The organism is Candidatus Harpocratesius sp. (genome assembly GCF_054039255.1).
On the sequence record NZ_JBPLBG010000044.1, the window covers coordinates 1 to 26735 of the forward strand.

General features: G+C 30.6%; 24 protein-coding genes. 11 read left to right on the top strand and 13 right to left on the bottom strand.

Going from position 1 to position 26735, the window contains the following annotated elements:
* Positions 1-178: 178 nt before the first annotated feature.
* On the bottom strand, positions 179-532 hold the full coding sequence (locus ACXLDF_RS10640) for a DsrE family protein (protein WP_457558562.1): 354 nt from the start codon (positions 530-532) through the stop codon (positions 179-181).
* Positions 533-666: 134 nt separating this feature from the next.
* Here ACXLDF_RS10640 and ACXLDF_RS10645 point away from each other — a divergent pair, with 134 nt between their 5' ends.
* From ACXLDF_RS10645 to ACXLDF_RS10655, 3 genes are all read left to right on the top strand, one after another.
* Positions 667-1701 (top strand): ATP-binding cassette domain-containing protein, encoded by a 1035-nt coding sequence (locus ACXLDF_RS10645; RefSeq protein ID WP_457558507.1) that lies wholly within the window; start codon positions 667-669, stop codon positions 1699-1701.
* Positions 1702-2553, top strand: coding sequence for an ABC transporter permease (locus tag ACXLDF_RS10650; protein WP_457558508.1), 852 nt, complete (start codon positions 1702-1704; stop codon positions 2551-2553).
* Between the two features lie 293 nt (positions 2554-2846).
* Positions 2847-3128, top strand: a complete 282-nt coding sequence (locus tag ACXLDF_RS10655) for a hypothetical protein (RefSeq protein ID WP_457558509.1) — start codon at positions 2847-2849, stop codon at positions 3126-3128.
* Positions 3129-3194: 66 nt separating this feature from the next.
* On the opposite strand, the gene pepT is transcribed toward ACXLDF_RS10655, so the two are convergent.
* From pepT to ACXLDF_RS10675, 4 genes are all read right to left on the bottom strand, one after another.
* The gene (gene pepT / locus ACXLDF_RS10660) at positions 3195-4439 is read right to left on the bottom strand and encodes a peptidase T (protein ID WP_457558510.1); all 1245 of its coding nucleotides are present in this window, start codon (positions 4437-4439) and stop codon (positions 3195-3197) included.
* A gap of 109 nt (positions 4440-4548) precedes the next feature.
* Entirely contained in the window at positions 4549-5544 is a 996-nt protein-coding gene (locus ACXLDF_RS10665; RefSeq protein ID WP_457558511.1) for a hypothetical protein, read from the bottom strand.
* 113 nt (positions 5545-5657) lie between these two features.
* Entirely contained in the window at positions 5658-6230 is a 573-nt protein-coding gene (locus ACXLDF_RS10670) for a macro domain-containing protein (protein ID WP_457558512.1), read from the bottom strand.
* A 43-nt stretch (positions 6231-6273) separates the two neighbouring features.
* Positions 6274-6936: a hypothetical protein gene (locus tag ACXLDF_RS10675; protein ID WP_457558513.1), complete on the bottom strand. Its 663-nt coding sequence runs from the start codon at positions 6934-6936 to the stop codon at positions 6274-6276.
* A gap of 157 nt (positions 6937-7093) precedes the next feature.
* On the opposite strand from ACXLDF_RS10675, the gene ACXLDF_RS10680 reads away from it, so the two are divergent.
* Positions 7094-7900 carry a CDP-alcohol phosphatidyltransferase family protein gene (locus ACXLDF_RS10680; RefSeq protein WP_457558514.1) on the top strand — a complete coding sequence of 269 codons (807 nt, stop codon included), beginning with the start codon at positions 7094-7096 and terminating at the stop codon, positions 7898-7900.
* Positions 7901-7913: 13 nt separating this feature from the next.
* Here the strand turns inward: ACXLDF_RS10680 and ACXLDF_RS10685 are convergent, their stop codons facing one another.
* Positions 7914-9641 (bottom strand): PINc/VapC family ATPase, encoded by a 1728-nt coding sequence (locus tag ACXLDF_RS10685; RefSeq protein WP_457558515.1) that lies wholly within the window; start codon positions 9639-9641, stop codon positions 7914-7916.
* A gap of 44 nt (positions 9642-9685) precedes the next feature.
* Positions 9686-10342: a tRNA-intron lyase gene (gene endA, locus ACXLDF_RS10690; protein ID WP_457558516.1), complete on the bottom strand. Its 657-nt coding sequence runs from the start codon at positions 10340-10342 to the stop codon at positions 9686-9688.
* A gap of 197 nt (positions 10343-10539) precedes the next feature.
* On the opposite strand from endA, the gene ACXLDF_RS10695 reads away from it, so the two are divergent.
* The 5 genes from ACXLDF_RS10695 (at position 10540) to pepD (ending at position 16771) form a co-directional block, all read left to right on the top strand.
* Positions 10540-11586 carry a dihydrodipicolinate synthase family protein gene (locus ACXLDF_RS10695; RefSeq protein ID WP_457558517.1) on the top strand — a complete coding sequence of 349 codons (1047 nt, stop codon included), beginning with the start codon at positions 10540-10542 and terminating at the stop codon, positions 11584-11586.
* A gap of 36 nt (positions 11587-11622) precedes the next feature.
* Positions 11623-12879 carry a hypothetical protein gene (locus ACXLDF_RS10700; RefSeq protein ID WP_457558518.1) on the top strand — a complete coding sequence of 419 codons (1257 nt, stop codon included), beginning with the start codon at positions 11623-11625 and terminating at the stop codon, positions 12877-12879.
* 87 nt (positions 12880-12966) lie between these two features.
* Entirely contained in the window at positions 12967-14361 is a 1395-nt protein-coding gene (locus tag ACXLDF_RS10705) for a hypothetical protein (RefSeq protein ID WP_457558519.1), read from the top strand.
* Positions 14362-14375: 14 nt separating this feature from the next.
* Complete coding sequence (locus ACXLDF_RS10710) at positions 14376-15239, top strand: rhomboid family intramembrane serine protease (protein ID WP_457558520.1); 864 nt, start codon at positions 14376-14378, stop codon at positions 15237-15239.
* A 23-nt stretch (positions 15240-15262) separates the two neighbouring features.
* A complete protein-coding gene (pepD, locus tag ACXLDF_RS10715) occupies positions 15263-16771 on the top strand; it encodes a beta-Ala-His dipeptidase (protein WP_457558521.1) in 1509 nt (502 codons plus the stop codon).
* A 64-nt stretch (positions 16772-16835) separates the two neighbouring features.
* Here pepD and ACXLDF_RS10720 read toward each other — a convergent pair whose 3' ends face one another.
* The gene (locus tag ACXLDF_RS10720) at positions 16836-18119 is read right to left on the bottom strand and encodes an MFS transporter (protein WP_457558522.1); all 1284 of its coding nucleotides are present in this window, start codon (positions 18117-18119) and stop codon (positions 16836-16838) included.
* Between the two features lie 144 nt (positions 18120-18263).
* On the opposite strand from ACXLDF_RS10720, the gene ACXLDF_RS10725 reads away from it, so the two are divergent.
* The gene (locus ACXLDF_RS10725; protein WP_457558523.1) at positions 18264-19064 is read left to right on the top strand and encodes a helix-turn-helix domain-containing protein; all 801 of its coding nucleotides are present in this window, start codon (positions 18264-18266) and stop codon (positions 19062-19064) included.
* A gap of 375 nt (positions 19065-19439) precedes the next feature.
* Here ACXLDF_RS10725 and ACXLDF_RS10730 read toward each other — a convergent pair whose 3' ends face one another.
* The 3 genes from ACXLDF_RS10730 to ACXLDF_RS10740 all read right to left on the bottom strand — a co-directional run bounded on the left by ACXLDF_RS10730 (position 19440) and on the right by ACXLDF_RS10740 (position 23833).
* A complete protein-coding gene (locus tag ACXLDF_RS10730; protein WP_457558524.1) occupies positions 19440-21935 on the bottom strand; it encodes a DsrE/DsrF/DrsH-like family protein in 2496 nt (831 codons plus the stop codon).
* A 354-nt stretch (positions 21936-22289) separates the two neighbouring features.
* A complete protein-coding gene (locus ACXLDF_RS10735; protein ID WP_457558525.1) occupies positions 22290-23282 on the bottom strand; it encodes a class II fructose-bisphosphate aldolase in 993 nt (330 codons plus the stop codon).
* A 131-nt stretch (positions 23283-23413) separates the two neighbouring features.
* Positions 23414-23833, bottom strand: coding sequence for a GIY-YIG nuclease family protein (locus ACXLDF_RS10740; RefSeq protein WP_457558526.1), 420 nt, complete (start codon positions 23831-23833; stop codon positions 23414-23416).
* 212 nt (positions 23834-24045) lie between these two features.
* On the opposite strand from ACXLDF_RS10740, the gene ACXLDF_RS10745 reads away from it, so the two are divergent.
* Positions 24046-24399, top strand: coding sequence for a hypothetical protein (locus ACXLDF_RS10745; RefSeq protein ID WP_457558527.1), 354 nt, complete (start codon positions 24046-24048; stop codon positions 24397-24399).
* A gap of 220 nt (positions 24400-24619) precedes the next feature.
* Here the strand turns inward: ACXLDF_RS10745 and ACXLDF_RS10750 are convergent, their stop codons facing one another.
* Both ACXLDF_RS10750 and ACXLDF_RS10755 read right to left on the bottom strand, forming a co-directional pair.
* Positions 24620-25981 carry an FAD-dependent oxidoreductase gene (locus ACXLDF_RS10750; RefSeq protein ID WP_457558528.1) on the bottom strand — a complete coding sequence of 454 codons (1362 nt, stop codon included), beginning with the start codon at positions 25979-25981 and terminating at the stop codon, positions 24620-24622.
* Positions 25982-26059: 78 nt separating this feature from the next.
* Positions 26060-26530, bottom strand: a complete 471-nt coding sequence (locus ACXLDF_RS10755) for an OsmC family protein (protein WP_457558529.1) — start codon at positions 26528-26530, stop codon at positions 26060-26062.
* Between the last annotated feature and the right edge of the window lie 205 nt (positions 26531-26735).

Consider the following 26735-nt stretch of genomic DNA (forward strand, 5'->3'; position numbering starts at 1 on the left):
TCCTCCAATGAGTAAAATGAGAATAAGAATGCTCCATATCCACATAATAAAGCAAAGATTCGAGGAGATTTAAATGATTCGATTATAACACATAAGTGCGATGATCAAAAAACTTAGGTCTTACAAAGAAAAATATTTTTTTTACAAAAAATCAATAAAAAAAAAGAATAATCATTCTCTAAAATGTAATTATCTTATATCCTCTATCAATATAGGATACCATTGAAGGATGTCCGTTCATGTCTCCGACAACAGGGAGGTTTTCTGCTCTAACATCATCAATGACTCCCATTTTAGTAGAACAAACGCGACATACTGCTGAAATCAGACCTGCTTCTTTAACCTTTTTATACAAATCAAAATATGGATGATCTGGTTGATCTCTAAATGTTTTTACTAATTTTGTTGCAGTTCCTTCAATTACAATTGTTACATCATAATTTTGGGAGCGCATATGTAAAGCATTAAGTAGTACATGTGTAAAACACATCATTTCTCCATTAAATGCAAATAAACAGAATTGTAAGGACATTTGAATCAAATAAAAATATACGTTTAGCTTGATAAATAATTCTTTTTAAAGATATTACAATTTTTATATATTGCGGTGTCTTATCTACATTCAACCAGAACCTTTAAAAATAGGATGCGTTTGGTGAAAAAACAATGAATTCTGATGATGTTGTAATTGAACTTCAACATTTAACTAAAAATTTTGGTAAATTTAACGCGGTTAAGAATATTTCATTAAAAATATATAAGGGTGAATGTTTAGGATTTTTAGGACCAAATGGTGCTGGAAAATCAACTACTATGAAGATGATCGCCTATCTTTTACGACCCAGTAAAGGAACTATTAAAATTAGGACAGATAGCCAGTTAAAATCTTTAAATGGACAAAATAAGGATAGATTATTGGAACAAGTTGGATTTTTAATTGAAAATCCACGTTTTTATAAAAACAGTACACCTCGACAAATTTTGACATATTTTGCTAAATTGAAGGGATATCCTCGTCAACAAATTAAATCACGGGTAGAACAAATTGTTTCTATGATGGGATTAAATAAGTGGATTGATGAAAAACTGCATAAATTTTCGAAAGGAATGCGACAAAAAGTTGGAATTTTGAGTGCGATTGTTCATGATCCAGATATTCTTATCTTTGATGAACCTTATACTGGATTAGATCCTGCGGTTAGAATAGAAGTACGAGATTTAATATTAAAATTGAAAGAAATGGGAAAAACTGTTTTCCTTAGTAGTCATCTATTATATGAAATCAGTGAGGTTGCTGACCGCATTGCGATAATTTCTCATGGAAGAATTATTGCATGCGATACTTTAGAGAATCTAGAACAACAAGCTCAAAGTAGTAAAATTCATTTAGAAGTTTTAAATGCCAATGAAATAGGTTCTACGTTAATTACAAAATTATATAAAATTTTACAGAATTTTATTGCAGCTAATTCTATTTCATATTATGATGATGGATCCTATTATACAATCAATTTCGATGGAAATCCAAATAAACAGCATCAAATCTTGAAATTATTAATTGAGAATGATATTAAAGTCCTTGAATTTTCTGTTCCTAAAGCAGGATTGTTAGAATCTTTATACCTTGATTACATTTCAAAAAGCGAAAATCAAGCTTTACAAGAGCAGAAAATGGCAATTAAAGTGGAGGCGATTCTATAAATGGTATTTGAATTACAAAAAGAGCAAGATCGTATCTATAGCCGTCAAAAACGCCTTACCCAAATAATTGATACAATATATTTTGAAATTCAATTAAATATTCGAAAAATGATGATTTTAGCTATTGTGGCATTAGGGATATTCATTTTATCTTTATTTTTAGGTTTATGGCAGTTGAATAATAAATCTAATGCTTTTCCTACAGTAGAATCATACATTTTTAACTATTTTTCTTTTATTCGATTGTTTATCTTAATTCTCGCTGTTAGTTATGGTTCTGACATGATTGTTATAGATTTTCAAGAACAAACAGGTAATATTATTTTTCCAAAAATATCAAAAGATCGGCTCTTTTTAGGTAGATTTTTGAGTCGGTTCTTCCAAGGGGGAATCATTATCATCTTTTATTATTGGTTGGTCCTTATCCCGATTTATTTTGAATTTCATTTGATTCCAATTGAATTTTGGAAAAGTTTAGGATTTGCACTTTTTTATTTTGTTGATCTCCTTGCATTCTGTGTTCTTTTTAGTGCTGTTGCAAAAAGAACAAGTGGTGCTGTAATCATAAGCCTATTAATAATTATCATTGCATTTCCAATTATTAATTCTATTATATCTCTAACAACTGATGTTGAACCATTATTTCTTTTAGATTATTATGGAAATATCATTTCTTCTATTTTATCTATGCCAGATCCTCGTTTTTCATCAATGGAAATAGAAGGGTTGACTACATATATTTGGTATACTCCCAGTGTTGGAAGTGCACTAATTGGATTAAGCGTTTATCTTATAATTATGGGGGGAATGGCTTTTATTATATATTTTTTTCGACAAGTAGAAGAGCAATAAATTAGTCAATTTCCTTTTTTTTTATGATATTTTTTTTATTTATATACATTTTAAGGAATTATTTCCAATAGGATTTCTAAGAGAGATACAAAATATAAGAGTTAAAATAAATAATGTCGTTAGTTAAGAGATTTTAATATTAACCCATTAACTTTTTTCTTAAATATTTCGATCTTTAATTAAATGACTATTTGAACAAAAATTGTCTCTTTTTTCTGAATATTAGAAAAATTCGAATTGGAAATCTTAAATAGATTACATTTTTTTATTGATTATTGTTAGGTGTATTTTCAATGAAAACATTTCTAAAAAAAAAGATGGCTAAAGCTGCAGAGCAAAGAGAACAAGAGTTACATTATCTATTAGATGGATTTTCTGCCGAATTAGAAGAAATGAAGAAAAAATTAGCCAATTTAACTTATCAAATTGAATTTTTCGGAGCAACTCCAGAATTAACCGAAAAAAAACAAGACTGTGAAGTTATGATGGCTTGGATCCAAAATCAATTTGAAGAAATTAATAAATCTTTAAGTTCTAATTCATCTTCTTATTCTCAACCTCTCTATACAAGTTGAGACTAAAAAATAAAAAAGAAAGTATTTTTTTTTGAAAAATTAAAAGAATTGATGAAAAAAGGCATTTTACGAGTATTTTTCAACATACAACTTAATTATATTCAATATTACCTGCACTGCTTTTTCCATAGCCATGATAGGAATAAACTCTTTTTTACTATGAAAATTATATCCACCTGTAAAAATATTGGGTGTAGGCATTCCTTCGAATGAAAAACGTGCTCCATCGGTTCCTCCCCGAATTGGTTCTTCAATAACTTCTAAATCTGCAAGTTGAATCGCTTCTTTGGCAATTTGAACCACTTCTGGGTATTGATCAAGAATTACTTTCATATTTCGATAAGATTTCTTAATTTTCACTTCAATGGGAAAATCAGGATGATTTGATTGAATTTTCCTTACTCCTTCTTTAATATGATTTATTTGCCGTTCTAAATCTTGTTCATCAAAATTTCTTAGAATAAACATTAATTTTGTTTCATCGGTAGAAGATTGAAGGTGAATAGGATAGTAATATGGTTCATAATCTTTTGTTGTTTCAGGTGCTTGATCGAGGGGGAAAAGTGCTAATAATTCAGGTACTAAATGCATGCTGTTTTTCATTTTTCCATAGGCGGAACCTGGGTGAACATTATAACCTTTTACTATTATTTTTCCACTGGCTGCATTGAAATTTTCTATTTCAATTCCCCCCATTTTGCCTCCATCAATTGTATATCCATATTTTGCACCAATTTCTGAGACAGAAATGGAATCTGCACCTTTTCCAACTTCTTCATCTGGAGTAAACACTATTTTTATCGTTCCATGTTTGATCTCTGAATGTTTTGAGAGAAATGATAGCGCTGTCATAATTTCAGCAATTCCCGCCTTATCATCCGCGCCAAGTAAAGTCGTTCCATCAGTAACAATCAATTCTGAATTAATAAAGCGGGATAAATCGGGAATTTCTTCAATACTAATGGATAATTCCGGATTATTTTCTAAGTAAATGGGTTCTCCAGTAAATTTGACGATCCTTGGGTGAACATTTTCACCTGGTGCTGCAGATGAAGTATCCATATGAGAATTAAAACATATAATTGGAATTTTTTGAGCTATTTCATTTGATAAATTGCTTGGAATTGTTGCAATTACGACTCCTTTTTCAGTTAACTTCACATCAGAATATCCTAAATTTTTAATTTCATCTACTAAAACTTTTCCCAAATTGAATTGACGATCCGTACTGGGGATTTTATCAATTCCTTCTTGGCTGGTTGTATGAATTGATACGTATTTAAGAAAACGTTTAACTACTTCGGAATTCATGGTTGAAAATTAAGAAAAGGAAACAAAAAAAGGTTATTTATTTTGATTTAAGTATTTTCAATTTTTTATGGTTTCTTTCTGTATCAATTGATAAAATTATACGAATAGATTAAGCAGATGGAATCTTCTTTAATTCACGTTTTTTTTTGGAATTTTCCTTCTCTTTCTTTTCATCGTTTGATTTTTTCCCCTTTTGGTAAATTTCGATACCTTGTACTTCATTGTTTTTACAATAAATTCTTAGTAAATTTGATTCAATATCGATATTTCCGTCTGGAATATTCTCCATCTTAGACCATTGAATTTCTTCGACTTCTTTACCGAAAAGAGTTGAAATCATTCGTTTTGGCGCATAAACTGAGTTTCCTATAATGATGTTCATTCGAGTTAAATTTTCGGGAGGAGTGGATTCAAGTATTAAATCTAAGATTTCTTTTTCAATTTCTTTAGAAAATTTGGATGATGAATATGTTTTAGGTGAATATGATGGAGAGACATGTCTTTTTCTTGGAATAGGATTGGAAATTATTGTTTTGTTATAAGGTGATATTGAACTACTTTTTGATGAAGTGAAGTTTTGAGTTCCTTTTGCTGCTACTTTTTGTTTGGCTTTCTGGACTTTTTCTAATTGCTTTTGCTCTTCAAGAATTGGGCTCCAATATTCTTCTTTTTCTTTCTTTTTAGTGTTTTTTCCTTGCAATAATTGTTCTTCTTCTAGTTTTCTTCGTTCTTCATTGCGTAGATAATACATATCTTCAGGTTTTTCTTCTTCAGAAACTTCATAAGAATTGATATTAAACGCTCGTAAGAACTCAATCGGTTCGTCACCAGCATCTACACTTACAATTTTTAAATGCATTCCTAATTTTGCTGATTCTTCTTGAATTTTACTTCCTACCCGAGAAGAGATAAATCTTTGACGGACTGGAGATTTTGGACCCTTCCATATAAAAATTCTGCGGATATCATAGCGAACTAGTAAAAATACTCCTTCACTTGTAAATAAACTGGACACTTCTTCCATCGGAATATCCAATTCTTCCTTATCGCCTTCGTGCGTCAATTGAAATACTCGGAAATCCCTATAATCTGAATCTAAATTCATTCGTTTCTCCTCATCTAAAGAATAATCAATATATAATTCGTATGTTGCTCTTATAAAAAATACTTTTCTTTAGAAATTTTTGAAACATTTTTCGAAAAAATCTAAGAAAAATTTCAATTTTCTATTAACTTATCCTGAAGTACTTGATAAAATACTGAATAACTTTCTTGTGTGAATAAGCATAAATAAACATGTAGATGTTTTGAAGAATTAGTTAAATGATCAAAAATTTCTGTAATCATATTTTTAGCCGCTCTCTTTAAAGGAAATGCGAATATGCCCGTAGAAATTGCCGGAAAAGCAATTGATGTAAGGTTAAGTTCAATTAATTTTTTAAGAGAATTTGATATTGTATTTCGCAATAATTTATCCGCTTCTTTTGGTGAATAAGAATGATATCTTGGGCCAACTGCATGAAATACAAATTTAATTTCTTTTAATTTCCCTGCAGAAGTTACTGCTACTTCACCTACAGGAGTATATCCAATGTGAATGCATTCTTCTTGAATTTTTATCCCTCCCTTTCTTCTAATTGCTCCTGCTACACCTGCTCCTAATCTTAACTGTTCATTTGCTGCGTTTACAATAACATCCAATTTTAGATTTGTTATATCTCCTAATACTAATTCTATTATTGGTTTGTGTGGGAAATTTTTAAGAATAATCTGATAACTATTTGGGGTCATAATTCTTCAGTAGATTAATTTTAAATTTAGATTAATGAATGTATTATTTAATAATTGAAAACCCACTGTCAAGTGTAATTTGTTGTTGTTTATTGATTTCTCTTAAAATTGGATTCGTTCTTGGAAGATTATTCTCAATTAATAGTCGTTCTTGAAGGGAGGATTCATAAATTAAACGCTCTTTCTCATAATTTTCTATTTTTTCTCCCTTTCCAAGTCGAGATGCTATTTCAATTGGTGGTTTTAAATAATATCCATAAACTTTTTGAAGTGAATTAAAGTTATAATTTTGCTGTTTGCAGTATTCAAATAATTTCTGGGCATAAGGGGGTAATTGTTCAAAGAGAAAAGGATCTTTGGATATGATTTTTATCACTAATGGCATATAATCGAGCTTTTGAGTGTAAATTTCATGAAATTTAGAGTGAATAATGTTCTTTTTTGAGACTAATCCAAATTTTTTTGCTAAAATAAAATTACGATACCATGAATATGGAAATAAAAAAAGAGAAAATCGCAATAAAAATATATCAATAATATAAAAACGGCTGAAAATTATGAAAAGAAATTGTAATAGTACTACTCCTAAAAAAATATATAATAGTGGAAGCCAAAGTTTGTATTGAATGATAATAAGTGTAATATAAATTAGAAAAATACTTATTAACGATGAAAGTATGGCTTTTTTTATTCGTTTTATTAACATTTAAATCCCAAAAGCTTTCAGTAATTTATTGATTTTTATATTAATTAAAAAAAAAAAGAAAGTTTATAATTTTAAGGCTTTGCATTTTGTATATTCACCTTATTTTTATGAAAAAAAAGAAGCTAATTTTTTAATGGAATAAAAATCAAAGAAATACATGCTAAAAAATCTGAAGCTTAAAGATTATGCAACCTTGCTAGGAACATTATGTGGCACTTTAGCGATCTATCTTTCAATATCTCCCTATAGAGCATATAGGGGTGCAATGTTCATGATTTTTCTCGGGGTTATTGCAGATCTTTTTGATGGATTTATCGCTCGTAAAACACAGCAATTCAACAAGTTTGGAATAGAAATAGATTCACTAAGCGATGCTATTGTTTTTGGGGTTGCACCAACTGTTATTTTAATTATGAATTATACAGAACCTGATGTTGTTATCATTGTTCCTGAATATTCTGTCTGGTTAATAATAATTCCTGGTTTTTTGCTAATTTCTGCAGGAATTGTTCGATTGGCTTGGTTTAATATTTCTGAGAATAGTGAAGTTTATCAAGGCATGCCTATTCCAATGACAGCAAGTGCCTTGTGCTTAATTATGTTGAGTGATTATTTTGCATGGGCGATAAATCAAGAAGTAACCCTCTATAATCGCATTATTTATTGGATGATGCCAGTAATTGTCATATTTTTCGCTTGGACTAACGTTACTGATCATATTTTATTCGGAAAGACCTATCGAAAGAAGTCTGGGTTTTTAAAGTGGATATATTTATTTTTAAGCATAAATTTCTGTATTCTTCCAGTACTTGTTTTTATTGATCGGTTTAAATTTGCAATAATTGTTTTCATTGCAACTCTTGTATTTTTAGGAATGTACATATGGTTTCTAATAATTGGATTACGCACTGCAAAATTAAAAAGAGATCAATTAATAGGAAATGAAAAAAAAGGAGGATCTTGATTCTCTTAATCGCTTAATTTCTTGATGCATATAAATTTCTATTTTTTTTTAATAATGAAATTATTTTTGAATAAACTGGACTATTGTTGCGAATGGATAGATCTCCTTGCTTATTTAGTGTTGCAGAAAACAATAATTTATCATTTGCATAAAAATTCACATATTGATTCGCAAGTGAGGGATCAACTGAAAGAATATACGCTTTTTTTCTTCGATAAATATCACAAGGAATCATATCATCGTTATAATTTTTTTTCCAATTTCGCCCACTTTGACCTTCTAATGGTTCGTAAACTTCCCTTTTAGAATAATTATTTCGTTTTTTCTTTGCACCTACTGGGGCTACAATTACATCAGAACCAAAGGCATAAATTTCATAATATAGTTCATTTGACAGGAAATTTCGCACTTCTATTACAGGTCGGGAAAGATCTCTATCAGCAAAGCCACTCGGTTTTTTCACAGTCATTTCTAAACATAAAATCTGAACAACCCTCCCAGCATCTATAAAAATGATAGTATCTATGATATTTGGAATAACTCCCAATTCAACCCGTCGAATAAATCTTTGTACGGCATCTACTGGACGAGAAGCGTGAACAACACCTACCAATCCGATTCCAGCTAAGCGCATATCTGCAAAAATCTTGAAATCTGATTCTACTCGCACTTCATCAAATATAGTAAAATCTGGACGAATTAATAAGATTATATCAGAAGTTTGTTCTAAACTTCCATTTAAAGGACCATATTGGGAGACCTCTGGTGGAACATCTAAATCTCGAACACTTTCAAGAGTTTTAACTAACTTATTTTTTTTCAAGTAATATTTCGAAAGTGCTGCAATAAATGTACTTTTTCCTGCTCCAGGATTTCCAGCAACAAGAATACCCTCTGCAATTTCTAAGCGATCATAAACCTTTTGAGGAAGATTATAATCTTCTAATGATAGATTAACCAGAGGTTTTACAGCTGTAATTTCATAAGAATTGCTAAATGGTGGACGACAAATCACAATTCGGAATTTTCTTAATTGAATAACAGTTACTCCTGATTCATTTCGTTCAATAAATGATTTTTCATCATTTTTTGCTTTACGAATAATTCTATTTGCAATTTCTGCGATTGTAAATGGTTCCATAGGTGTGTCTGATATCGCTTCAAGTTTCCAATCACCAGGTCGACCCCGTTTGGCCATTGGTAAACAATGTCCTCGAAGATGAACTGACATAGTATGATCATCAAAAAAGTCTTCAATAACTGCATTACTTAAGTCAGAATGAATTTCTTCTTGAATTTCTGGAATGTTCATGGTAAAAAGAACATCTACTCCTTGGACTAAAGCAATGGAGGATTGGACTTCATCAGCAGTTATTAAGATGGCTTTTACATCAAACGCATCTTTCCTAATTTGAGCATCCAATTCACCACCTGGATTAAGTTTAATTTGTTCTAATGTTGGTCGATTTCCAAATGTTTCAAGTTGAATTAGTCCTTTTTTTGATAAAGCATATAATTCTTGAATTACTTCTAAACCTACATTTTCTTGAGGTTTTGTCTGATTTGCTTGATTTTCAACTTCAGCTAACATAATTCGAGAAAGAATTATAGTTAATTTCTGAACTTCAGTAACTCTTTCTTTTTCAATAGGTATATATTCTTGTAAAGTTCCATTTTGAATTAAATCGATGATTTTTCGATTGTAAATAACAGAAGTATCAGGTAAAAATGTATAAGGCATAATATTTCACTTTGTTTCTTGTTTTTTATTTCTTTAATTTTTAATTACCAGTTTAATTCTTTATTTTTATTTAGAGAAAGGCTGAATTGTTCTAATTGATAATATGTTATATCTCCTAAACGATCTACTGTTGCAAGAATTAAAATTTTACGAGAATTAATTGATTGTTTTGTTATTTTATCTAATAAATCTAATCGAACTGCATTATCTTCTTCTAAAATGAAAATAAAGTACTTTGCAATATCAGTTTGGGGATTTGCACCTCGGGGAAATATTCTAAAATGTATATCATCTCCATAACCCAATCGCACAATATAACCTCGTTGACGTAGATCTCGATATACTAAATATCGGATCCAGATTTGTGGATCATCTTCTGCAATTTTAGTAAGTATTTGATCGCTACGAATCTGATTTCCATCGTTTGTATGAATTTTTAGTCGATTTCGTTCAACAAGTAGCAATGCTTCAATTATACTTAATTCCAATCTATTATCTGGTAAAAGTTCGCCAAAATAATTTTTTTCATGTAATATTTGTGCAGTTGGTGAATTATCTATTAATACTTTGTTTTTTGTCCAAAGACCAGTCAAAATTTCAATTTCTAAAGATTGAGAAGTGCTTTTATTTTCAACAATTAATTCTTCCTTTTCGTTAGGATAAATATCTTCTTGTGGAAGATTGAATTTGTGGGGGAACATTCCAAATATCCTCAAAATTTTCTTATTTACAGGCATATAATAGTAAAAATACAAAATAAAAAAGGAGACAATTACAAAAAAGTTTGTGATTTAAATTTATTATTAATATTTCCTACAAAATTCCTTCATATTATTAAAGTGAGCAAGAGATCAAGATTCCTCAAAATTTTTAAACAATTAATTCAAAAATTAAACAAATGTCGAATTTTGATCTGAAACGAAAGGAATATATTCAAAAACTTTTTCCTACTGGAATTCCCCCGTTATGGTGTCCTCCATTGACTCATTATCAATCTGATAAAAGTATTGATTTTGAGCGAATGAAGAAACATATCAATCATATCGCACCTTATATAAATTCTTTTTTAATTCCAGGGAGTACAGGGGATGGATGGGAGATTAATTTTGAAGAATATAAGCAAATTCTGCAATTTATTTTCAAAGATTTCACACCAAAATGCGAAATTAACGTTTTAATTGGTTTGTTACGAACCGAACCCGAAGAAATGCAGAAGTTTTTGGATTATGCGATTCAGTTTTTGCATGAAAATAATATAAAAACAGATATCGATCAATATACACCATCTCGATTTAAGGGATTCGTTTTATGTGCTCCAAAAGGGAAGGATTTATCCCAAGATGAAATAAGTAAGGTAATAATTCCTATATTAGAAAAAAACTATCCAATTGTTCTTTATCAACTTCCCCAAATCACAGAAAATGAATTAAGTCCCACCTTGATAAGTGAGTTAGCTGCTAAATATCCTAACTTTTACATGATGAAAGATTCAAGCGGCCAGGATAAGGTGGCAAATGCTGGACTAGATTATCATGGTGTTGTCCTTTTACGAGGTGCAGAAGCTGATTATCATAAGCATTTAAAAGCATCTGGAGGCGTCTATGATGGATTCTTATTAAGTACCGGAAATACTTTTGCAAAAGAACTGAGACTTATTGTAGATAATATATTATCTGGGGAAATATCTAAAGCAGAGGCAGAGTCTATTTCTTTAACACAAGTAATAAATAAAGTTTTTGAAATCGCAGCTAAAATTCCATTTGGGAATGCCTTTACAAATTCAAATAAGTTATTGGACCATATATTTGCATATGGAAATGAATGGTTAAAAGCCGAAAGACCCTTAACACATGCTGGAGAAAATCTCTCTGAAGATACTTTGCTAAAAGTAGATAAAATTCTAAAGAATAGTCCCTATTATCCTAAAAAAGGTTATATTATGTAAGTGCGAATAAGTTTTTTTTTTAATGAGGTGAAAAAAATGAGTTTACAGAACAAATTACGAATTTCAGAAGAAAGCGTTAGAACAATCAATGATTTTTTGCTGGATCCTACAAATCCATTAATCCGAAAATTTTTAGACGTAGTGGAAAAATATGGGGGTCCTGAAGCAATTAATGAAAAAGCCGCCAAAGCGCGTCAATTAGATCATTTAATGGAGCAGTTAAAAGCAAAAAATTCTCCATATGTAAAAGATTTAGAATGGTTAATTGAACAGCGTGATTCAGGAAAGTTTATTAAATTGGAAGAATATTATAAAAAAATTCTTGGGAATAATTATAATCCTGATTTGATTAAAAAAGATTTCGCAGTCACCTTAGAATTGAGTGCATTGCAGTATTTTCCTTTTTTAATCGAGCAGGCTAAACAAGCCATCGCAAATCAAGAGTTAATGCCTGGTCGAATTATTCGTGTACGAAAAATGAAAGAACAAGAATCAGATGATGATATTCTCGCTGTAGCCGCTGCAATGAATATAATTGGTGCATCATATGTCGAGACTCTTGATACTAAAGGTACAGATGGATCAAATGTCCATTTAGGGGGCCCCGAAACAATTACGGGCTATTTTGGAGGTGTTGGACAACCTAATGATTATCCAATTAAATGGATTGATGAATTTCTTTATTATTATACCACATATGGTGTTAGGCAAGTATTAAACATAAATCCTGGAACAGTATTATTGGGATATTTCTTACATAAGATTGGTGTGGATATAGAATTTAAAATTTCAGTGTACATGGGGAATGATAATCCATACAGCGTACTTTGGACGTTAATGACAGCCAAACTTTTCAGTCGCGAAGATGGAACCACCTCGTTAATCGGATTTAATTTCTCTAATTCTGTGAATAATGAAACCATTGAACTTAGTGCCATTCCAAGAAAAGCCTTTGGATTGGAAGATGTAGTTCGTTTCGAACATCATATTACAGAAACCTATAAATCAATTGTTCGCCAACCCTACAATCGCCGTGATGAGCTTGTAGAAGTTGCTGCAAAAGTTAAAAATATTAGTGCAAAACATGAAGGTGCTGATCCTGAGATTGATGAGAAACGTGAGCATCCATCAGATATTTTAGATTATTTTATGGATAAGGAAGATGTTCTCAAGCAAAACTTGATGGACAAATTGCTTAGAAACTATTTAGACAAACATGAAGCAATTGTAAAAACCGCCAATGCATTAATAAAACATAATATTCCCGTAATTCCTGCTAAAAATCTTCATTAATTGATTTTGGAAGATTTTTATTTTTTTTTTCTTTTTCGATAGATTCATAATCTTAACCGAATTGCATTTATTAGGAGTAAGAAGTGCATGCGAAAGGATTATTTTTTAGTAGGATTGGGTTTTCGATTTATTATGCTATTATTTTTTATCCAATTAAACGAAGAAAATCACTATAACGATGCATCATTAATTATCTATAAAGCTTTTCTTCATTTATTGGATGGTAAAAATCCATATTCTTTTATCTATGAACTTCCATGGGGAACTGGAACATTCAGTCAACCTTTTAATTATGGACCTATGATTTTTTTTATATATTTACCCGCAATGTTACTCCCTATTTGGTATCATGATTTATGGATTGGAATGGCTGTTATGATTAATTTATACAGTTTTGGCATTGCAGAAATTCTTTCCCGTATAGGTTCTCAAGATTTATATTTTCAAGTTAATTCAACTTTATCCATTACTGATAAAGATTCTCATAAAAATCGTTTATTATATTATGGAGGCTTGTTTTTTTGGTTGATTCCTTTAGGAACCACAGTAATTTCTGTTTTTATTTATGCTCCCATATTTTTAAGTACATTAGCTTTTATTTATAGAAAAAATCCATTAATAACAGGTTTTTTCTTGATGAGCGCAGCATTAAGTTATCAAATAGTTCTCTTATTTGTTCCCATTTTTGGAATTTATTACCTAAAACAGAATTGGAATGATACTTTAAAATTTGTTATTGGTTGTATTCCTGCGTTTTTAATCTTGTGTTTTTTCATTTTCTGGCAGTTTCCCTCTGGAACCATTGATAGTCTATTTTTCTATACCTCTAGAATGCCTTATATAAAGTGTGAAAACTGCGGAAATGATCTTGATAAATGGTCCATTTTTTCCATTCCTCATCTTTTATATGTATGGAGTAATGGGGTGATCCAAATTGGCAATTATTTTCGCTTGGGTGTAATAATAGTTTTAGGTATTTATTGCATTATAATATTATTTAAGAAAGAAACCAACAACAAGCTTGCGATTACAATTATTAAGTATCAAATTTTGTCTATTATTCTTTTTACTCTCTCAACTAATTATGGGCAAATTCATTATTTATTCTTTCTTATTGTTCCGTTACTATATTATTTTCAATATTTAAAGCCAGATTTTCAAAAAAAAAGATATATTCAAGATATTCAAGAAGGAAATTTAAAAACCACTAAAAAAGAGAAGATTTTTCAAATTGAAAATGAATTTTCTTCACTTATTTCTTTATTATTTATCATTGTTATTGGAATTGTATTATTTTTTGGATTATATACGATTAATCTATTAAGACCAGAAATTTTAAATGAACTACAATTAGATGGTTATCTTAATCATCTTTGGGTAAAATGGGGAACCTTTTTAATAGGAGTTCTCAGCATTATATCAGGTTTTTTCGTCTACAAACGAGAAAAGACTGTATATCAAAATTTAAAGAAAAATACTTAAGGATTTGAAAAAAAATGGCTATCGAAATTTCAGAAGAATCTATGAAAAATGCACAATTTACCTTCTCTCTTATTATTATAAATATTTTGATTTTTATTATTGTAAATCTCATTTTAGGTTCAAATGTTGTATTATTGTTAGCTCAATCAAATCACCTTATCGTTAATGGTCAAGAATTATGGGGATTATTTACATCTATCTTTATTCATGCTGATATATCCCATTTGATTTTTAATATGATTTCTTTATTCATTTTTGGAATATTTGTCGAGAATAATTATCCCAAATGGCAATTTCTTCTTATTTACTTGATTTCTGGTTTAATTGGATCAATTTTTTCATTTTTTTATTATCTTCTCATCTCTCAAGGTGTCTATTATCCGATCTATGGATTAGGAAGTTCTGGTGCTATTTATGGTTTAATGGCTGCTGCATTTGTCAAAATTCCACGATCTAATTATTATATGTACATTTTTGGGATAATTTTTGTAATTTATCGTATTTTAAGTTCATTAGATAATTGGGCGCATGTTTTTGGTTTTTTAAGTGGATTTCTCATGGCCCGGATATTTGTACATCAAAAATATCATAATTTGTCAAGATTTCAGAAAAAACCTAAGAATTTTAGGGAAGAATATCGGAAAAAAGAGTCAAAATCATCAGAACGGAAAATTTTTGATCGTTTTTGCTTAATTTTACAGATGAATAATCCAATTTCTATCAATACTATGGCTAATTATTTACAGTTAACTGAAATTGGTCTAATGAAACGTTTAGTTGTTTGGAAAGAAAGATTACCATTTCTAATTAAAAGGAATAAAATAATCATTCCTAATATGGATGAATTTCTCCTTGCACTTGAACGGATCCCCTCTTAAACTATAGGCACTTATATTCTAATATGGTACTAGAACACTTAAATCCACAAATTGTATGGGATATTTTTGAGAATATTTTTTTAGCAACTCCTCACGAATCAAAACATGAAGGACCAATTCGTAAAAAAATAAAAGATTGGATTGATTCAGTTGCAAAATCCAAAAACCCCGCAATTATTATTAATGAAGATAAGATTGGGAATCTCTTTATTTCTGTTCCTGCATCACCAGGATATGAAAATATTCAACCCTTGCTTTTACAAGGACACATGGATATGGTTTGTGTTTCCAATGAGCCCTTTAATTTTCAAACCCATTCCATCACTCCCGAAATCGAATCCAATGGAAAATGGATTACAGCTCATGGGACTTCTTTAGGTGCAGATAATGGAATTGGGGTTTCAATGGCTCTTGCTCTTCTAATCGATCCTGACCCTGATTTTCAACATGGACCCTTGGAAATATTGATTACAGTGGATGAAGAAACTGGTTTAACTGGTGCTTTCGAATTGGATGTTGAAAAATTCCAAATTAAAAGTCGAGCAATGTTAAATGTTGATTCTGAAGAATTGGGCGTTATAACTATTGGGTCAGCAGGTGGTGGAGATTCAAAATTAGAGAAAAAACTTCCAACTTTGTCAGATTTTTCTAAATTTAATGCATTCTTCACCCTAAATATCAGTGGATTAGTTGGTGGTCATTCAGGAGGTGATATTCATTTACCTAGGGCGAATGCCAATAAATTAGTTGCACGGATGTTAAGCAAACTCATTATTGCTAAAATCCCATTTGTAATATCTAAATGGAATGGCGGCACAAAACATAATGCAATTACACGCAATTCAAAAATTGTATTTGGGATTCAAAATGAATATGAAGATCAAATGAACCAAATTTTAATTGATGAAAAAAATGCTCTTTTCAGCTATTATCAACAAGGTGAAAATCCATATGAACCAAATCTTTCAATAACTATAGCATCAACTAAACTTGAACCCTATTTTTCACCTGAAGAAAGTGCTTTAATTATTACAACTGGAAATTTAATTCCCAGTCAAGCAATTGTCCTTTCACCAACAATTCCAGGTTTGACAGAAACATCAAATAATTTTGCAATTGTTAAAACTACAGATTCTGGAATTATATTCCACTTATCCAGCAGAAGTTCAGTGCAAGCAGATCTTGAATGGATTCGAGATCAACTCGAACAATTGGCTTTAATTACAAAATGGCATTTTATCCGAGAGAAGGCTTATCCTGGATGGAACCCTGATCCTCAGAGTTCATTTTTGGCTTATGTAAAGAAGATATATATGCAGGAACTTGGTAAAGAAGTGGAAGTTGGCGCAGTACATGGGGGATTAGAAACTGGATTGATTGGAGCTAAAATTCCAGGGATGAAAATGGTTGCAATTGGACCGGATATTCGTAATCCACATTCTCCTGATGAACGTGTGAATATTCACAGTGTGGAAAAAATGTATCAGATTATAAAAAGTATAATTAAGGAATTTAAATCATATAATTCTTAGAATAAATGAAAAAAGGGAGATATTTTGATCTTTATAACTAATCTCTCGGTGTTGTGACAATTTTTTAATTTTTAATCTCTTCTTTTAGTTGCTTTTTTGAACTTTCAGTATCATTAATTGAATAGCTTTTGAGTAACCAAGGTATAATGATAACACTAAAGTATAGGGTAAACGCTATCAGTAATGACTGCATAGGAGACAATCCAAATATGTATAACCCATCCAAACCAAGTCCGATTAAGAGTGCTAAGCCACTATACACCAAATTTAATGCAAAATTAATAATCGATAATACAGTTGCCCGCTTGTTTGATGGGATATGATCATTGGTGTATTTATCCAAAACTGTCCATGTATAATCTCTTGTAAAGAATAAAATGAATAAGAAAATTACACTAAATGGTTGCATGAAAATAGCCATTAGCAAGAACATGACTGCAAAGACTCCAGTAATTAGGAAAAGAGATCCTTTTTCTCCCAATTTTTGTTCAATTTTATAGCGTAATGGACCGAAGAAACCTATTACACCGCGAGTAAATGCAAATATTAAACCAAAATATATTATTGGTACTGCTGATTGCTTAAGATAAGGCTGTTCCATAATATTTACAAAGACCATGGGAATCATCAGAACAAAAATATTGAAAAACAATAGAAATCTCACAATTTTTGATTTCCACGTGAAAGATAGTGAGCGTGTAATTAACTGGAATTGTGATGCGATTGATTTCTGACTTTCTGATTCATTTGGTTCGATCATGGTAAAAATAAATATTGCTGCAATTAAGCTAGCCAAACCATGCAGATAAAATGGCAGTGAAATATTGATTGAATATAATATTCCACCTAAAATTGAGGATAGAATAATCGAAAAGGCAGTAAAAAGATCACGTTTACCAATATATTTAATATATTGTGATTCTCTTCCTAATTCTTTAAGAGTATCATAAAAAAGGGCTCTTTCTGCTCCAGAGATAAGTGAATCACTTAATCCAATTAAGATTCCTGCAATAAAATATACCCAAAACTCTGTTGAAAATGCAATCATAAATAAACTAAATCCCAAAATAGAGAATCCTAAACCAGTTGATAGTTTTCGTCCAAATATGTCTGCAAATGCACCACTGGGAATATCTGTGAGTATTACAATAACTGCTATTATAGATTCAATTACCCCCATTTGGAGATATGATAATCCACGATCTTGAAAATAAATAATTCCAACAGGCATAGAGATCCATAAATTCCGGAATATCATTGCTAAAAAATATTTCGGAATGTTCTTTTCCAATTTTTGTAGAGAATGTTGTTTCTTCTCCATAATATTTGTATCAATGTTTGGAAACATTTATAGAAAACGATTTTTGAGAAATGTTTCTTTTACTTTTTAGAAAATTTATATAGTACTTTCTTTGATCAATTTTGTGCTTTTTTTTGAAACAAAAATGATTACTTTTTTAATTCGCTTTAAATAAATAATTATTGACATAGGATGACAAAAAAAGGAGAACAAATTCAATCTCAAATATTACGGTTTTTAGAAAGGAATCCTGATGGACTCCGAATTGGCCAACTTACCGAACTTTTAGGGGTTTCGAGGAATTCTGTTTATCGATATTTGGATATTCTTGTAGAAAACGATTTAGTTCGAAAACAATCTAATAAATTGTGGGTTTTAACAACTCCTCTAAAACCACAGACTATTTTAGGATATCAATACCAAGCTCTATTACAAGGACTGTGTCATATTGGGGGAAATTTATGGGATATAAAAACTGAAATAGGGAGGTCAAATTTCAAAGAATTAGGTAAATGGATTTCACCCCGTATGAAGGAATCTACTAAATTAGATTTAGAAGAATTAAAACAAAAAACTCATTTTTTACAAGATATTCTTGAATTTGGTATGAAATTAGTAGACGAAGCCAGTTCAGTAGAGCAATTTACAACAAGTTTTTCCTTAGATGCAAATGGATTTCCTAATGAAAACACTAATCTTGCTGCTGTTGTCAGTTTTCAAGGTGGTTATGTACAAACATCAAAAGTTCAGGGAAATGGGTTTGCTCATTATTATATTATAGCTGGAATTATTGAAAGAAGTATGGAACAAATTATCCCTGCAATTTATGGGGGCAGAGTATATGTAGATATTTTGAATATGGATGAAGAAAATCAGCATGTCGAGCTAGGACTCTATGTAATTTTTGATAAAATAACCCCTTTTATTGATCCATATACAAAAAGACGAATTCCTTTTCCACAGCGCGAAATTCGCCTCCATGGACATTATTAATAGAAGTGCGGATAAGTGTTAGTAATTAGAATAAAATATAATGCTATCTATTTTAAATAAAAAAAAAATTAAAAAAAAACGCCAAAAATTAAAAAAGTGGAAAATGGGTGGGAGAATGTGTGAAGTTCTCCCACAAGAGCTATGGATGTGTGATGATAGATTTACAAAGTGGTTCCTTTTTACAGCTCCACTGTATTTTTATAATTTATTCTATTATTTTTTCAAATTAGAAAATGCACACTATTTTGATCTTCTCTGAATATGATCGATTTATTATGAATTATAAATTTAAATCGAGATAATTAAACAATAGAAGAAAAAAAAAAGAACAAATCAAATTTCCAATTTATTTATAAAAGGTGTGTGTAAATTAGTTTAAATAAACAATGTCATATTAGAACGATCAGAAGCACCTAACATTGTTGCAACACCACCAATTTCTACTCCATCTATAAGTTCTTCTTTTTTAATTCCCATTAAATCCATGGTCATTTGACAAGCGATTAATTTAACTCCATTCTTTTGAGCAGATTGAATTAATTCTCGTAAAGATGCAATATTTTGGGATTTCATTAAGGACTTAATGAGTTTTGTTCCTAATCCACCCATATTCATTTGAGAAAGGGATAATTTATCTGAACCGCGTGGCATCATTTTACCAAAGAGTTTTCCAATAAATGATTTTTTTACCCGTACTTTTTTTGGTTTACGCAGTATATTTAATCCCCAAAAGGTGAAAAACATATTTACTTCCTTTCCCATGGCTACTGCACCGTTGGCAATAATAAATGAAGCAATTGCTTTATCAAGATCACTACTAAAAACGATCATATTCTTTGCATCAGGAAAATCAAAACTGGATGATGGAATTGCAGATTTCTGTTTTGGAATTTCTTTTTTCAAAAACGCTGTTATTTTTCCTGCTTCTCTATCAATTTTCAATAACTTATTTTGAGTTGTTTCTGCCCAAATTTTAATATCATTATAAAACCCAGGATCTGTGGCTATGACCTTCAAAACTTCGCCTGTATTTAAACTTTTAATATGTTCTGCTACTCTCATAATTGGCCCAGGACAGGCAAGCCCACATGCATCAATTTCAATGGAGCTTTGAGAATCAGGAATTTCATCTGAACTACTAACTTGTGTTTGTACTGCATGAATAACATCATCTACATGAATACTGAGATCATCAAAAATTCCTTCATTTGATTGTTTTTCTTGGATAATTTTATAAGCTTTATATCCACCACTTAAATTTTTAACTTGAAATCCATTTTGAACGAGAATTCGAGCGGCATAATACCCTCTTTGACCTGCTTGACAATAGACCCAAATTTCCTTATTTTTATCCAATTCGTTTATTCGATCTCTAAGTTCATCTAAAGGAATGTGGAGAGACTCTGGAATTGCACCAAGTTTTACTTCTTCATTTGTCCTAATATCTAACAGAATAACTTTATTGATATCAATAGAATTCATATCCTCTGGATAGAATACCTTCATATCTCCCTTTAAAATGTTAGATGCCACAAAACCAGCGATATTTACTGGATCTTTGGCACTGGAATATGGTGGTGCATATGCTAGTTCCAATTCTTCTAAATCGAAGACTGTTAAGTTCATTCTCAGTGCTGTCGCCATTACATCAATACGTTTATCTACTCCTTCATAACCAACAATTTGACAGCCCAATATTTTTCCATTTTCAGGAGAGAAAAGAAGTTTTATTGCCATTGGAATTGCATTTGGATAATATCCTGCATGAGAAGAATTTTGGGTGTATGATTTTCGATAGGGAATGTTAAATCGATGTAATATTTTTTCATTATTTCCTGTAGTAGCGATAGTTAAATCGAATATTTTTGCAATAGAAGTACCTTGAGTTCCTTTGTATATTTCTTTTTTACCTGCAATATTATTCGCTGCGATTCTTCCTTGCTTATTTGCTGGTCCAGCTAAAGGTATTAATGTATTTTTTTTATTAACTAAATCTTTTACTTCAATAGCATCGCCTATAGCATAGATATTAGGATCAGATGTTTGTAGATATTCATTGACTAGAATCCCTCCTCTCTCACCAATTGTCAATCCTGCTTCTTCCGCCAATTTTCGTTCTGGCTTGACTCCAATACCCAAAATGACCATATTGGTTTCAATAATTTTTCCACTTTGCAATTCAACGCGAATGATAGTATCTGAGACCTTTTCAAAAGCTTTTACTCCATCAGAAAGATATAATTCAACTTCATGCTGTTTTAAATGTTGATGTACATAAGCAGCCATTTCTGGATCAAGTGGTGCCATTACTTGTGGTGCCAGTTCATTTACTGTGACTTTTAATCCTGCGTGAGCCAGGTTTTCTGCCATTTCTAAGCCAATAAATCCTCCTCCGATAACTGTAGCGTGAATTGGGTGGTTATTTTCAATATATCTTTTAATTGCACGCATATCTGGAATATTACGTAATGTAAAAATATTCGATGCATTGATCCCAGGAATTGGAGGTCGAAGTGGTTGTGCTCCAGGGCTGAGAATTAGTTTATCATATTGTTCTTCATATTCATTATTATTTGTCAAATCTTTTAATAGAATTGATTTTTTTAGTGGATTTATCGACATTGCTTCGGTTTTAATCCGAACATCAATATTAAAATTCTTTCGCAAGTTGTCAGGCGTTTCTACTAACAATTTTTCTTCATCTTTAATCACATCTCCAATATGATAAGGAAGTCCGCAATTAGCAAATGAAATATATTCTCCACGTTCGATCATGATGATATTTGCATGTTCATCCACACGACGTAAACGAACAGCAGCAGATGCTCCTCCTGCGACTCCTCCAATTACAATGTATGTTTGTTTAGACATTGCTTTCACTTTTTAAAATAAAGAGAGTTTATTTAAGTAAAAAAAGCAATTTTTCTACTTAGGTTTTGCTATTATACTGCACAACTAAAATCTTATGATAACTTTACATCAAATTTTTTAAATTTTTTTAAGAAAGAGATAAAATTCAGATGGAATTGATCGATTTCTATCAGATATCAAATAAAAATAGATCATTTTGTTAATATTTCAGAAAAAAAATAAATAAAATTTTCATGGAATGAAAATCGATAATTAAAAATTCTCAGCTAAAAAATTATAATTTATAAGAGAAAAAAAAATATTAACTTATACTAATTCAAATCTATTCTATTTTGTGTAGATGATTTATTTAAGTTATTCTGTAGAAGGATAGGCGCCTGCACACCCTAATACTTCCTTATTTTTACGTTTCATCATCTTTATTAACTCATCTCGAGCTGGTCCTAAGTACTTGCGTGGATCAAACACTTTGGGCTTCTCATTGAAGATTTTTCGGATAATTGCAGTAACAACCAACCGACCATCAGAATCAATGTTAACTTTTGCCACTCCATATCTAGTGGCTTCCCTAATTTGATCTTCGCGAACACCAAAGGCTTTCTCCAAATTACCCCCATTATCATTAATCATTTTAACATATTCTTGAAGGACTGAGGAAGAACCATGTAAAACGATTGGATACTTGCGGCCCAATTTTTGCTGAATTTCCTTTAAAATGTCAATGCGTAATGGAGGAACATCTTCGACTCGATCAACTTTAAATTTATATGCACCATGAGAAGTTCCAATTGAAATTGCCAGGCTGTCACATCCTGTTCGATTAACAAAATCAACGACCTTATCTGGATCAGTGTATGTGCTCTCTTCTGCATGAACATCATCTTCAATTCCTGCTAGAACGCCTAATTCTGCTTCAACTGAGACACCACGGGCATGAGCATATTCCACTACTTGTTTTGTTATTTTGATATTTTCTTCATAAGGTAGGTGAGATCCATCATACATTACGCTCGAAAATCCTGAATCGATGCAAGATTTACAAATCTCAAAATCTCCTCCATGATCTAAATGTAAGGCGATGGGAATCTCCGATTTTAATTCTTCACGGACCATTTTTACTGCCCCTTGCGCCATATAGATTAACATAGTTGAATTTGCGTAAGCACGAGCACCTTTTGAAACTTGTAGTATCACTGGAGATCCACTTTGTGCACAAGCTGTAACAATTGCTTGGAGTTGTTCCATATTGTTAAAATTGTATCCAGGAACTGCATAACTTTCATTTAATGCTTTTTCAAACATTGCCTTGGTGTTTGAAAGACCTAATTCTTCGTATTTAAATGGCATAGTACAAAATAGGTGTTCATTCCATTTGAATTTAGGGGAGTGAAACATATTTGAACTTATTTTTTTGAGTCCTATCATTTAAGGTGTGACTAAATAAGGGTAAGATAGACTGAGTGTTGATATGTTTCTTGTTATAAAAGAAGCGAAAACTCGTTTCTAAAATTGAAATAGAACAAATGGGAATTACAACTACAATCAGAACTCCCAAATTTAGGAATCGAACAATCTGCATAGTTTTGTAATATTTGAGCAAAATCACATTCATAGCGATCAGTCGAGGGAAAAATGAACAATTTTTCTATTATCAACACTGAAGGAGAACATTGAACAAAATAATCAATATGCCAATGAACTTTTTTCTGAGTAGCAGGTTTCACATGACGGAGTAATCGGTGGTACAAGCGACCTTTCAAAGCCGATCCCACATAAATATATATTCCTGCTTTGAAAATCAATTCGCCCAACGCGCCAACTTTAATTTTTTGAGAATAAGATAACTTCATTAACAATAGATATGTTCCAGATATTTTAGGAAATTCTTTAGAATCCATAATATTATAAGAAATATAATTTTCACTTTGAGATAACTTTTCTTATTCAATATAGAACTAAATCATTTAGAGTAATTATTTGTGATTTTGAGATGTTCATCAATATTATATGATAATTATTTTTTATTGTATTGAAGTGTCATAATTTTTCAATTTCTCGCAGTTCTTAAAGTAATTCCAATCTATATTAATGGAGGTGAAATTCTATGGTGTTGTCGAAACCGAAACAGAAAAATCAAGGTGCAGTTCTGGAAGATGATCTTGAAATTCATAAGAATTTAGCAAAATATGTTGAAAATTTTGATAATTTTCAGTCAGGAAAAGATGATAAAAAAGAAAAAATCGCAAAACAAAAAAGAAGAACAAATCTTTTGATCTATTCTGCTGAAGAACTTAAACATTTAAGAAAACAGGATTTAGTTAAGTTGGTATTTCAAGTAAATTGTCAATTCGTAGATCGTTTCTTTAGAAAGGATTATTTTTCAAAATTAATCAAATTATCTAAAGAAGAATTGGAAAAAATGGCACTTCACTTAAATCAACACACAAATCTCCTATTGCTCTAAAATTAAAGCATTGATCAGGTTTGCTTCTTTTATACATTACATTCTCTATTTTTCAAGGGCAATTAGAGTCTCTTTTGCCCTCTTTTTTTTTGAATCTTTGATCGTATTGCTTCATTTTATAAAAATTTCAAATTGTGGAAATATAACTCATAAATAGAGAAATAAGAAGCTATAAAATAACATATTAATTAAAAAATATTCACAACTTATAGCAGAATAATTATTTTAAATTCTTTCGGGCAATATTAGCTGCAATTAGGATAGGATCCCATACAGGAGCAAATGGAGGTGCGTAACTTAAGTCAAGTTTTTGAATATCTTCAATTTTCATATGAGCTGATAAAGCTGTAGCTAAGACATCAATTTTTTTTGCTCCTAATGGACTGGGTGCAGTAATTTCTGCTCCTAATAGGTGGTGAGTGCTTCTATCATAGATAAGCATTATCGACATTTTTTGAGCATTTGGATAATAGTGTGCTATTTCATTATTGGTAATTAATGTGGACCCAACATCAAATTCTGCAGATTTCGCTTGATTTTCAGAAATTCCTGTACGCGCACAATAAAGATCAAATACCTTAAAAATTGCAGTGCCGACCACTCCTCCGAATGGATCAGTTGGTTTTCCAGCAATATGTTCTCCTGCAATTCGACCTTGTTTATTTGCTATAGGTGCTAAGGGTAGGTAGATATTTTTTTTCAAAATTGTGTGATAGGATGTTGCACAATCACCTGCTGCATAGACATTTTCTATATTTGTCCTACCATATTCGTCAATGACAATCGCTCCATTTGGTAACATCTCCAATTTTGAATTCCGAAACATATCTGTGGCTGGAAGAACTCCTATTGATAACTGAACAGCGTCTGTAGTAATTGATTCTCCATTATTTAAAATTACCTTAAGTTGGTTCTCAGAAATAATTTCAACATTTTGAACCCTGACTTTGAGTTTTATTTGTATCTGGTGTTTTTCTAATTCTTTTTGAATAAATTCCTGACTTTTTGAATCAAAATTTAATCTTGGACCAATAAGGATAATGTTTTTTACTCCTTGAGCTTCATATGCTTCTAGCATTTCCAATCCGATGTAACCACTCCCAATTACCACAACATTTTCGATTGGAGTTCTGGTTAAGAATTGTTTTAACTTCTTGGCATGTTCTAAAGTATGAACTCGAAAAACTCTTGGATGATGCAATATTTCATTAGTTATATTAATTTTTTCGATGTTTGATTTTCCGCCAACAGCAATAACAAGATAATCGTAATTTTTCGTGAATTCTGTTCCAGATTTTAAATTCTTTATTAAAACTTGTTTTTTATCAAAATCAACATTAATTACTTCATAAAAAAGATAGACTGGTATTTTACGTTTTTTTTCCAAGATTTCTGGTGTCAAAGTCATTAATTTATCAAGTTTTTTCACACTATCTGCTACATAATAGGGAATTCCACAAGATCCATATGATATATATTCTCCTTTTTCATAAACATCAATATCCCAGTCTGCATGAGCTTTACGAATAGCACTTGCTGCACTTAGTCCCGCTGGATTTCCTCCAATTATAATTACTTTCATTTTACTTAACCCTTTTTCAATAATTTGTTGTAGTATTAGAAATCTTTATTGTTTTTATTTCTATGTTTAGCTATGAATTTATTCCTTTACAATAATAATATATTCATTAGTGATTTTTGATTTAATTGAGTTTCCTAATGCACATCTTTTTTCTGCAATTTCTAGTACCTTTCTGGCTTTTCTCTCACGAGTTTTAGGTGGAACTATTAGAGTAATTTTCTGGTGAATTTCAGTTAATCGTTTAACACCATCAATCTCTTCTAAATTTCCTTCTGTTTCAATTTTGATTGATTCATATTTTAAATTAGAATTGGTAGCAACTACGCTGAATGTAGTATATAAACAACCTGAAACTGCACCTAAGAATAGATCTTCGGGAGTATAGCACACGCTTTTTCCATTTTTATTCGTTGGACCACCATAGGCTATGGGTAATTGAATTGAAATCGGTTCAATATTATCTGCTACAAATAAAGTATTTACACGTTTAAGGAGATTTTCTGATTTTTTATCTTCTTCTCTCTGCTTCAAAGTAATATGGAATTTCATAATATCACGGGGAGCGTTAATTATACACAGTATATGAAAATTACTTTTTTATTATATAAATATTAAAAAAATTAATAGTAAAATGAATTTAGAAAAAATAATATGTAAAAAGTAATCAAAGAAAATCAATCTATTTTTTATGAATACTCTTTTAATTATGAAAAAATTTTATTAGTTAAGTTCTATTTTTTTAAAGCGAGTTAAC